This is a genomic window from Chryseobacterium sp. 2P (assembly GCF_059579425.1).
Map to the genome: position 1 here is coordinate 456,012 of NZ_CM184194.1, position 12,236 is coordinate 468,247.

3 protein-coding genes are annotated in these 12,236 nt (G+C 38.3%); all 3 read left to right on the forward strand.

Annotated features, from left to right (window positions below; all coding sequences use genetic code 11):
- Nucleotides 1–23: 23 nt before the first annotated feature.
- The 3 genes from AC52CF_RS01870 to AC52CF_RS01880 all read left to right on the forward strand — a co-directional run bounded on the left by AC52CF_RS01870 (nt 24) and on the right by AC52CF_RS01880 (nt 12,213).
- Complete coding sequence (locus AC52CF_RS01870; protein WP_496517763.1) at nt 24–2,057, forward strand: M43 family zinc metalloprotease; 2,034 nt, start codon at nt 24–26, stop codon at nt 2,055–2,057.
- A 442-nt stretch (nt 2,058–2,499) separates the two neighbouring features.
- Nucleotides 2,500–5,487, forward strand: a complete 2,988-nt coding sequence (locus AC52CF_RS01875; protein ID WP_496517764.1) for a reprolysin-like metallopeptidase — start codon at nt 2,500–2,502, stop codon at nt 5,485–5,487.
- 279 nt (nt 5,488–5,766) lie between these two features.
- Nucleotides 5,767–12,213: a GEVED domain-containing protein gene (locus AC52CF_RS01880; RefSeq protein WP_496517765.1), complete on the forward strand. Its 6,447-nt coding sequence runs from the start codon at nt 5,767–5,769 to the stop codon at nt 12,211–12,213.
- Nucleotides 12,214–12,236 lie beyond the last annotated feature (23 nt).

A 12,236-nucleotide genomic window follows, 5' to 3' on the forward strand; every position in this document is an offset into this window, starting at 1 on the left:
ATTTTTGAATATTAATACATTATATGCGAAAATCTACTACTTTTAAAGCTGTACTTTTTTTATCTTCTTTTATTGCTGCAGACTTGGCAGCTCAGAATTTTACTAAAAGAAAAGCTGATTTTAATGTTGAAAAATCTCCTTCTGAACTAGCACAATCCTTCGGGTTCAACAGATGTTCAACAACCGAGTATGAAGAGTTTTTACAAAAAACATTTCCGGGAAGAATGACTGCCGAGCAGTTTGAATCCTGGCTGGCTCCCTTAGTGGAGAAGGCGAAAGCAAATAAATCCCAAAACGGAAATATTATTACCATTCCAGTCGTAGTACACGTTATTCATAGTGGCCAGAATTTAGGGGTAGCTCCAAATATTGTTGATGAACAGGTAATGTCTCAGATAACAGTAATGAATAATGATTTCAGAAGACTGGCAGGAACTCCCGGATTTAATACTAACGCAGTAGGAGCAGATACCATGATTCAGTTTGCCTTAGCCAAAGTAGATCCCAATGGAAATCCCACCAATGGAATTGATCGCGTAAACCTTTGCCAGGCTACATGGTCTCAGGCGGAGATTAACTCTTTTGTAAAGCCGGAAACAATTTGGGATCCTACCCAATATATGAATATGTGGAGTGTAAGTTTCACAAGTTCTAGCTTATTAGGATATGCGCAGTTTCCGTCCAATTCTAATTTGGGAGGTTTAAATACTATTGGAGGTGAAGCGTATACCGATGGTGTAGTCGCCAATTATGCAACTTTCGGAAGCAGTGATTACAATGTGAATAATTCTTTCCTGCTTGCCGCGCCTTATGATAAAGGGAGAACGATGACCCACGAAGTAGGTCACTTTTTAGGATTGAGACATATCTGGGGAGATAATTCTTCCTGCGTTGTAAATGCTGCCGACAGTAATAAAGATTATTGTCCGGATACCCCTGCTGCAAGCGCTCCTAATTACAACTGTGTAACGGTAGATTCATGTCCTTCCGCTCCTGGAAACGATATGATCCAAAATTACATGGATTATACAACAGATACGTGTATGAATGTCTTTACTGTAAATCAAAAAGACAGAATAACCGCCGTAATGAATAATTCTCCCAGAAGAGTTGAACTGAAAACATCCACAAAAGATATTGCAATACCTTTATTTGCAAATGATGCTGAGGTGAATCTTGAAAGAGAATGCTCCACAGTGAATTGTTCAAGCACAACACAGGCTCCGAAAATTTCTCTTTACAACAGGGGAACAGCTACGATGACTTCTGCAGTAATAACTTATACACTAAATGGGAATGTTCAGATCTACAACTGGAGCGGAAGCTTAGCTCAGGATAAATATGCAATTATTACGCTTCCTATGAGTTCCACAGCTCTGGGAGGTCAGTTAAATATTAACGTAACATCCGTAAACGGAGTTGCAGACCAAAGGACGTCGAACAGCAATATAACCGTAAATTATCTTGGAGCTCCCGCGAGAGTGAATACCAACGTAGTATTTAATCTTCAGTTGGATAACTATGGAAGCGAGACTTCATGGGCGCTGACCAACAGCGCGGGAACCGTAGTTTACAGCAGCCCTGCAAGTGGATACATCGACTCAGGAGCAACACTTCCTGCACTCATTACTGAGAACTGGTCATTAAACCCAGATGAATGCTATACCTTTACCATTAACGATTCTTACGGTGACGGGCTTTATCCTTACGGCGGATATTATAATATCAAAACTCAGGGAGGGGTAACTTTACTTTCAGGATCGCACTTCAGTTCTACGCAGAGCAGATTCTTAAAGGCACAGGTTTTATCAGCCAGCGATCTGGCTAATCCTGAAAATAATATTCAGATATATCCAAACCCAGCTTCGGATGTTCTAAATATTACAAAAGTTTCAGGTAAAGCTAAATATGAAATTTATAATGCAGTAGGGCAATTAGTGAAAGCAGGAAATATTGATAATAATCAGGTGAGAGTTTCTGAACTAATTAAAGGAACTTACATTATTACTGTAAAAGAGGGTAGTCTCTCTGAAAACATTAAGTTTATTAAAAAGTAAATAAACAATATACACTTATAAAAGCTCTGGAATTTTATTTCAGAGCTTTTTTTATGATCTTCACATTAGATACATATTTATTTAGTGTAAATCTTAATCGAAAAACAGATATGCTTCACGCCGGAAATATTATTACGATTTTATGGTAATAGACAAACAATATAATAATGAATAAGTTGTTGTTTTGTCATTAATTAAATATGGAATTTGTGATCATTACTAATGGAAAAGCAGGAAACGATTGGCAATTAAGTTCATTAAAAAGTAATAAATAATTAATCAAATTGTTAATGATAAAATAATCTCCGGAAAAGTCCTAAGATTATTTACTTTTTTGTGAAATAATGCTAGTATAAAATATTTTTTTAGTTAAAATAGTTATTAATATGATATTATTAGCTGAAATGGCTATATTTGGTGTGTAAATTTAATTTAAAAAGCTATGAAGAAATTTTTTACTTCTTTCTTTTCTCTTTTTATGATTGGTGCAGCAACCGCACAATGGTCACCAACGTCATTTAAAGGAGAGAAAGTAAGAAAAGAGGCTGATATAAAAGCCTATTATTCATTGGATATTTCAGCTTTAAGATCTAAGTTGGCACTCGCTCAGGAAGCGGGTTCAAATGCTAAAGCAGTTGAAATTTCTTTACCTACTCAAAATGGCAAAATCGAAAAATTTGCAGTCTACAGTTTTCCTGTTATGGCAAAGGATCTTGCTGATAAGTATCAGCTAGGTTCGTATGTAGGTGTGGGAATTGATGATCCTTCAAAGTATCTTAGATTTTCACTCGCTCCAAATGATTTTCAGTCGATGATTATTAAAGAAGGAGAATATGAATTTATAGAGCCGGCTAATTCCGAAAAAACAGTTTACGGTATACATCCCAAATCCAAAAAGAATGAAAACGGTTTCCTGTGTTCTACTCAGGAGGATCCGGCTGCAGTAAAACAGGTTGATTTGTTATTGAAACGTGGACAATCTATTGCAAACCAGCCTACAAACTTTGCTAAAAGTTACGATAAAAAGTATAGAACATTAAGATTAGTAATGTCAACTACCGGAGAATATACTCAGTTTTTCGGTGGAGTTGCTGGAGCGCTGACTCAAATTAATGCTACAATCACAAGAGTGAATGGCGTTTTTGAGAAAGATTTTGCGGTTCATATGAATTTATTAAGCTATCCGGGGTTAATTTATCCGGATCCTGCATCGGATCCTTATGATTCGGTTACAAGTGCTTCTTCTCCTCCGGCAACATGGAATACTACGCTTAGAGACGTTTTGGCGGCTAATGTGGGACAGGCTAACTATGATATCGGGCATTTATTTGGTGCATCCGGCGGCGGAGGTAATGCAGGTTGTATCGGATGTGTTTGTTTAAGTCCTGTTGGTACCGGATATGATTCTGTAGCAGGTTACGGTAAAGGTTCAGGAATTACTTCTCCTGCAACAGGAAGTACTTTACCGAGTGCAGCAAATCCTCCGTCAGGTGATAATTTCGATATTGATTATGTAGCTCACGAAATGGGACACCAATTAGGAGCGAACCATACTTTTGCTCACACAATGCAGGGGAATCCTGTACAGATGGAGCCGGGATCAGGCTCTACTATTATGGGATACGCAGGTATTACCGGAGCTACAACAGATGTTCAGCCTCATTCAGATCCGTATTTTCATATAGGAAGTATTGAACAGGTACAGGCTAATTTAGTTGCAAAAACTTGTGATGTTGAAACCAGTATTACAAACAACCCTCCTGTAATTGCTGATTTGCCAACGTACAACATTCCTAAAGGGACTGCTTTCGTACTTACGGCTAATGTAACAGATGCTGAAAATGATCCGATGACTTTTACATGGGAAGAAATTGATAATGCAAGTGTGGTTATCAACAAAACCAATTTAGGAACTACAACTACAGGTGCTTCTTTTAGATCTGTGGCTCCTAGTACAACTCCTACGCGCTATTTTCCTAAACTATCATCAGTGTTAAATGGGGTTTTAGATAACAGCGGAAATACTTGGGAATCTGTTTCTCAGGTAGCAAGAACTACAAACTTTGCTATAACTGCAAGAGATAATAATGCTGCGGCTAACCAGCAACAAACTGACTATAATGTTCAGACAATTATTGTAGGAAACGACGGACCATTTAAAGTAACTACTCTGTATGCAAATGTGAGCATTCCTACTGCAATCAATTGGGATGTTGCAAATACTGCATCTGCTCCTTATAATGTTACTAATGTAAAAGTGGATTACACAACGGATAACGGGGTAACCTGGAATGTATTATCCGCTTCGACTCCTAATGATGGTACGGAAAATTTCACATTTCCTTCAACATTGAACGGACAAATTATTAAACTGAGAATTTCTTCCATTGGAAACGTATTCTATGCTATCGGGAAAATTAATGTTGCTGCTTTTGCTGCGTGTGACGGATCTGCTGTTACGGGTGTTACCACTAGTAATATTACTGCCAATAGTGCTACTGTAAGCTGGAACCCGGTTCTTAATGCTACTTACGTTATTCGTTATAGAGTAGTAGGAACAACAACTTGGCAACAGACGACTTCCGCAAATCCAACTCTTACATTGTCTGGATTAAGCGATGCAACTAATTATGAAGTTCAGGTAGCGGCTGTTTGTTCAGGAACTCCTGGAGCTTATTCGGCTACAACTACGTTCTCAACAATTGGAATTCCATATTGTACAGCTGCGTCTACAACTGCTGCTAATCTTTATATTTCTAAAGTACAGGTAGCTAATATCAACAATACTTCTGCTGGAGCTACTTATTCAAACTTTACAACCAATCCTTCTCTTCAGGTTAATCTTGTAAAAGGAACTGCTTATCCTATTACAATCAATAGCAATATTGCAGCATATGATTTTGCAATGGTGTTTATTGATTATAATAGAAATGGAACATTTGAATCAACAGAAAGAGTATTAAATTTCCCTGTAGCTGCAGTATCTTCATTCTCTGGTACATTTACGGTTCCTACAACAGGTGTTGTAGAAGGGCAGACTTTAAGAATGAGAGTGATACTTGGGTACGCAGGATCTACGAATGTGGGATTAAATGCGCCTGCGACGTGGGTATGTGGAAATAACTTTAATGATGGAGAAGTTGAAGATTATAATGTTGTTGTTACTGCAACGCCATTATCAACAAATGATGTAAACGGACCAAAAACAAATATTCAATTATATCCAAACCCGGCATCAGATATTTTAAATATTACAAAAGTGTCAGATAAAGCTTCTTATAAAATTTACGGAGCAACAGGGCAGTTGGTAAAACAAGGAAATATTACTGCCGGACAAATTAATGTTTCAGAATTAATTAAAGGCGGATATGTAATTACGATTGAAGAAAAAGGAAAAGATTCTTTCACTTCTAAATTCATCAAAAAATAATTTAAGCCTTATTTAAATAATAAAATCCTCAGATTTTCTGGGGATTTTTTTTGCTTATTACTGTATGCCCAATTTGTATTCCGGATATTTTGTTTTTAATAATATCCAATGAATTAAAATAAGATCAGATTTTCAATTTCGTATATATTGTTTGTTTGGTTAGTTATTCCCAATGCTTTGAATTGAATTGTTGAAAAGTCTGTATAAAAAAAATGGAAATATTTTTAATTTAATAATTAAATTTGTTTAGATTTGTGTAATTAATATATTGAGAAAGTTATGAAGAAAAATTTTACTTCTTTCTTTTTCCTCTTTTTGTTTGCGATTACCAGTGCACAATGGAGTCCCACGACATTTCGAGGGGAAAAGACGAGAGCTAGTTCTGAGATTAAGAACTACTACTCTTTGGACATTTCTCTACTAAAGTCTCAATTGGCGAAAGCTCAGGAAACGGGAAAAAATGCAAAACCCGTCACGATCTCTTTGCCAACTTTAGATGGGAAAATTGAAAAATTTGCCGTTTACAGCTTCCCTGTGGTAGTGAAAGAACTGGCAGACCAGTATCAGTTAGGCTCTTATGTAGGAGTCGGGATAGATGATCCCGGCAAATACCTGAGATTCAGTTTAGCACCGGATGATTTTCAGTCGATGATCGTCAAGGATGGTAAATATGAATTCATAGAACCTGCTGATAAAAACAAAACAGTTTATGGTGTGCATCCAAAAACTGATAAAAGTAATGAAGGTTTTCTTTGTTCTATGAACGAAGATAAGCTGTCTAAGCAAGAGATAGCAAATCTTTATTCAGCAGGGAAGTCATTTGCCAACCAGACAACAAACTTTGCCAAGTCATCCGACAAAAAGTACAGAACCATGAGACTGGCAATGTCTGTAACGGGTGAATATACTCAGTACTTCGGAGGTACAGTTGCTAATGCTTTAACAGCAATCAATGCTACATTAACAAGAGTAAATGGTGTATTTGAAAAAGATTTTGCGCTACACCTTAATTTACAAAATTATCCGAACATAATTTATACCAATGCTTCTACCGATCCATATTCGCCTGCAGCGCAGATGAATAACTGGAATTTGGAACTTCAGCAGACTCTTACAGCCAATGTTGGTAATGCCAACTACGATATCGGACACTTATTCGGAGCTTCCGGAGGGGGTGGTAATGCGGGTTGTATCGGGTGTGTCTGTATAGATCCTACAAGTTCCACTTCTCAACAGAAAGGATCCGGATATACTTCTCCGGCGGATGGTATTCCTCAGGGAGATAATTTTGATATAGATTATGTTGCTCATGAAATGGGACATCAGCTGGGAGCAAACCACACCTTTTCTCACGGTCTGGAAAGTGCTGGTGTAAATGTTGAGCCGGGTTCTGGGTCAACAATTATGGGTTATGCAGGGATTACTGGAGCAAATACGGATGTTCAGGCTCATTCTGATCCTTATTTCCATGCCGTAAGTATTACACAGGTACAAAATAACCTTACCAGCAAAACCTGTGATGTTGAAACACCGGTTACAAACAACCCTCCTGTAATTGCGCCATTATCAACATTTAATATTCCTAAAGGTACAGCATTCGTTTTAACGGCTTCTGCAACAGATCCAGAAAACGATCCTATGACGTATTGCTGGGAAGAAGTTGATAATGCAAGTGTTACTATTAATAAGAATAACTTAGGAACTACTGCAAGCGGAGCCTCATTTAGATCATTTAACCCTACAACAAGTCCAACAAGATATTTTCCTAAATTATCTTCTGTATTGGCGGGAGTATTAAATAACTCTAACAATGGATGGGAATCTGTTTCTACCGTTGCAAGAACAACAAACTTCAGAGTTACGGTAAGAGATAATAATCCGGTGCCAACCCAGCAGCAGACTCAGTTTGCCAATCAGCAGATCATTGTTGGAAACGACGGGCCGTTCAAAGTAACTACGACCACAGCATATAATAACGGTGCAACGAACGTAACATGGGATGTGGTAAATACTACCGCTGCTCCTTATAGTGTAGCGAATGTAAAAATTGATTATACTACAGACAACGGAGTAACATGGACGGTAGCTGCAGCTTCCACACCAAATGACGGAAGTGAGTCTCTTAACCTAACGGGTCTTACTCTTGGAGGAACAGTTAAGATCAGAGTAAGCTCTATCGGAAATGTTTTCTATGCAATCGGAAGTTCAACAGTAGCTTCTTTGCTAAACTGTACCGGAGCTGCTCCTACAGGTATTGTAGTTTCCGCTATTACACAGACTACTGCTACAGTAACATGGACAGCAACTGCTAACTCTACTTATATTGTTAGATATCGTCCGGTAGGAAGTACAACATGGATTACTGTGAATGCGGCATCAAACTCTGTAAACCTTACAGGTCTTAGTGACAGCATCCAGTACGAAGTACAGGTTTCTACAGTTTGTAGCGGTGTTCAGGGACCTTTCTCTGGTTCTACGAACTTTACAACTTTAGGACTTACTTATTGTACAATGACATCAAGTAACCCTACAGAAGAATATATTTCTAACGTTACGGTAACTCCTGTAGGAGCTTCTGTAATGAGTAATAACTCTGCAGGTGCTACTTACACAGATTACTCTACTACAGCAAGTGCTTTGGTAAATTTAGTAATCGGTTCTACTGGTAATACAGTTTCAGTTAGCAAGGCTTGGACAGGTACAGTATATAGTGAAGCTGTAGGAGTATGGATCGACTTCAACAGAAACGGAGTTTTTGAAGCTACAGAACAGGTAATGAACTCTGCAGCAAGTACAACTACTCCTGTATCTGCCACTTTCAATGTTCCGACAACTGCTTATAACGGACCAGCAACTACTAAGATGAGAGTTGCATTACAATTCAGCTCTTCTCCGGTAATGTGTACAAGTTATACATATGGTGAGGTTGAAGATTACGCAGTAAAATTAATTCAGCCAATTGCTTGTACAAATAATGCTCCGTTAAACTTATCGGTTACAAATATTACAGCAACTTCTGCATATGTAACATGGGATCCTGCAACGGGGGCAACTTATGTTTTACAATACAGACAGGTAGGTTCTCCGACTTGGATTACAGTTCCTTTAACAACGAATGCTTATACACTGAGCAACCTTCTTGAACAGACTCAATATGAGGTTCAGGTAGCTTATGTTTGTTCGGGAACTACGGGAACATTTACTGCTCCTTTGCAATTCACTACTCCGGCGGTTACATATTGTAATATTACTTCTACGAATAATACCAATGGATATATTTCTAACGTAATGGTAGCTCCAGTGAGTTCTTACGTAATGAGTAACAATTCAGGAGCGAATTCATATACGAATTATTCTCCTGATCCTACCAAATTGATAACATTGGTTCGTAATACTGCCAATAACTCAATTTCTGTTTCTAAATCTTGGTTAACAACTACTCAGTCTTCACTGGCAGTCGGAGCTTGGATTGATTTCAACAGAAACGGTATCTTTGAAGCTGCAGAAAGAGTAATTAATACTACTGCAAGTACAACCACTCCTATTACAGCTACATTTACAGTTCCTACAACTTCTTACAATGGTCCGTTAACACTTAGAATGAGAGTTATTTTCTCTACTTCTACAATTACAGATCCTTGTGCAACGGTTGCGAACGGAGAAATCGAAGATTATGCGGTGAAGATTATTGATCTTGCGGCTTGTACAACGGCTCCTCCAACACCGATAGTGGTTTCAAACGTTACAGCTTCTACAGCTTTGGTTTCTTGGATCAATACAACCGGAGCAACTTATACATTAAGATACAGAACAGGTACTGGTGCTTGGACGGTAATTGCTGCTCCGGTAACCAACCCGTACACTATTATAAACTTAAATGCTTCCACTACTTACGAAGTACAGGTTGCAACTATTTGTGGTGGTGTTACAGGGGCTTGGTCTGCTTCTACTTATTTTACTACACCTGCAATTTCATATTGTAATTCAGGGACTGCGACAGTAACTGACGGATACATTAATAATATTACTGTTACAGGTACGAATACACCGATGATGTCTAACAACTCCGGAGCTAGTACTTACACAGATTATTCTAATGATCCTACTAAGATCATTACTTTGGCTCGTAACTCTACAGGTAACGTACTTTCTGTAGGAAGAACGATCTTATCAAGCACATATTCTACTTATGCTTGGATTGATTTTAACGGAGATGGAATTTTTAATAACAATCCTACTACAGTTGCTGGTGGAGAAAGAATAATGAACTTAGGTTATTCTTCCACAACACCTGTTACTGCTAATTTCGCTGTTCCTGCCGGAGCTTACTCTGGTACGAATAAAGTAAAAATGCGTGTGATTGTTTACTTCTTAACTCCTACCGATGCTTGTTCACCTCTTACAAGTAATGGCGAGGTAGAAGACTATCAGGTTCAGTTTGTAGATATCCAGCCATGTACTACGGCTGCACCTACAGGGATTACAATATCAAATATTGCAGCTACTACAGCTACAGTATCTTGGATCTCTTCTACTGGGGCAACTTATTTGGTAAGATGGAGAACTACCAACCCTGTGGGAGCTTGGAATACATCTCCTGTAGTTACAGGAAACCTTTATAATATTACAGGGCTTACTGAACAAACTGCTTATGAAGTACAGGTAGCTACAATTTGTGGTGGAGTTCAGGGACCTTGGTCTAACTCTGTACTTTTCACAACTACTCCGATTACTTATTGTAATATGACGGGTACAGGAACGACTGACTTTATTTCAAATGTGACAATAACTTCAGTGAATCCGGGTATTCCTCCAATGAGCAATACTTCTGTACAGACAAACTACATCAGCTATACCACTCCGGCAACATTGGTAAATCTGGAAATAGGTTCTACAAATAACCAGATTTCAGTAGCTAAAGGCGGGGCACAAAATGATGCAGTTTCAGCTTGGATCGATTTTAACAGAAACGGAGTATTTGAAACTACAGAGCAGATTATGGCGTCTGCGGCAAGTACTACAACTCCTGTTACAGCATTATTCAGCGTTCCTTCAACAGCATATAACGGGCCTTTGACAACTACAATGAGAGTTGTTCTTAAACGTACAAGTGCACCAGTTATGTGTCAGAATGCAGTGAATGGTGAAGTCGAAGATTATGCGGTGAAATTGAGACCTTGTTCTACAACAGCACCTACTAATTTAGCATTTAACACAATTACTCATACTTCTGCGAATGTTACATGGACTGTGCCTGTAGGCGGTCTTACATTTATTGTAAGATACAGAGTGGCAGGAACAAGTACATGGACTCAGGTTGTGGTATCAACTTTAACAGGTAACCCACCATTGGCTTTAACCGGTTTAACACCTGCTACAACTTATGAAGTACAGATAGCAGGAAGTTGTGGAACAACTCCGGGTACATTTACACCTACACAGACATTCACTACAAGATGTGATCCTACACCTCCGAATGTTACAATAGGAACTGTAACTACCAACTCAGCCGTAGTAACATGGGCTCCTGTTGTACCAAGTGCAACGTATGTAATCAGATACAGAATTGTAGGTACAGCAACATGGTCTACAATAAACGTTACTGCAGCACCATTAAATACATATACACTTACAGGTTTAAGCCCGTATACAACTTATGAAGTACAGGTGGCGAATATCTGTAATGGAGAAACTACTGTAAATCCATGGTCTAATCCTAAAGTGTTTACTACGGAAAGAACTTGTCAGTTACCTCCTCCGGGACTTACCATTACAGCGATTACTCCGACTACGGCGCAGGTAACATGGGATCCTTTCCCGGGTGCTACTTATATCCTGAGATACAGAAAAGTAGGTATTCCGAGCTGGACAATGGTACCATCGAATACCAATACGATTACTCTTACAGGTTTATTAGAGTTAACACAGTATGAAATGCAGGTAGCAAACGTTTGTAGCGGAACTCCGGGTACATATACACTGCCTTATTTCTTCACGACACCAACAATTGTTTACTGTCAGATGGCATCTACCGGAACAACAACTTCAGAGTACATCTCTAAAGTAACGGTAACGCCAAATGGTAAGCCTCAGATGACGAATACTTCCGTAGGATCTAATTATACAGATTATACAGGAGTTCCGGCTAAATTTATTGAACTGATTCAGGGGTCTTCCGACAATAAAATCATAATTGATAAAAAGCTGTCAGGAAACAATAAAGCAGGAGTTGCAGTATGGATCGATTTCAACAGAAACGGATACTTCGATATTAATGAAAGAATCCTTGCTGACGGACCAAACAGTAATCCAACTGCGAGCACCACATTTACGGTACCTGCAGATGCGTTCATCAGTCTGGTAGACTACAAATATGTAGTGATGAGAGTAGCAATGGGCAAAGATGTTATTCCTGTAAATTGTACCAACTTCCCGAATGGCGAAGTAGAAGATTACACGGTAAGAATTTCTAAGCTTCCTGTTGCTAATTCAATTAATCAAACAGATGTCATGATTTATCCGAATCCGGTGAGTTCTGTACTGTATGTGAAAAATATCAGCAAAAAAGCGAATTATAAGATCTACAGTTCAGCAGGACAATTGGTATCAAGCGGTATTATCCTGAATAATAAGATTGATGTACACAATTTAATAAATGGACTTTATGTGATAGATATTTTGGATGGAAATACTATTTCTGTTCAGAAGAAATTTGTCAAAGAATAATACATTTAATCATTAATCAACTA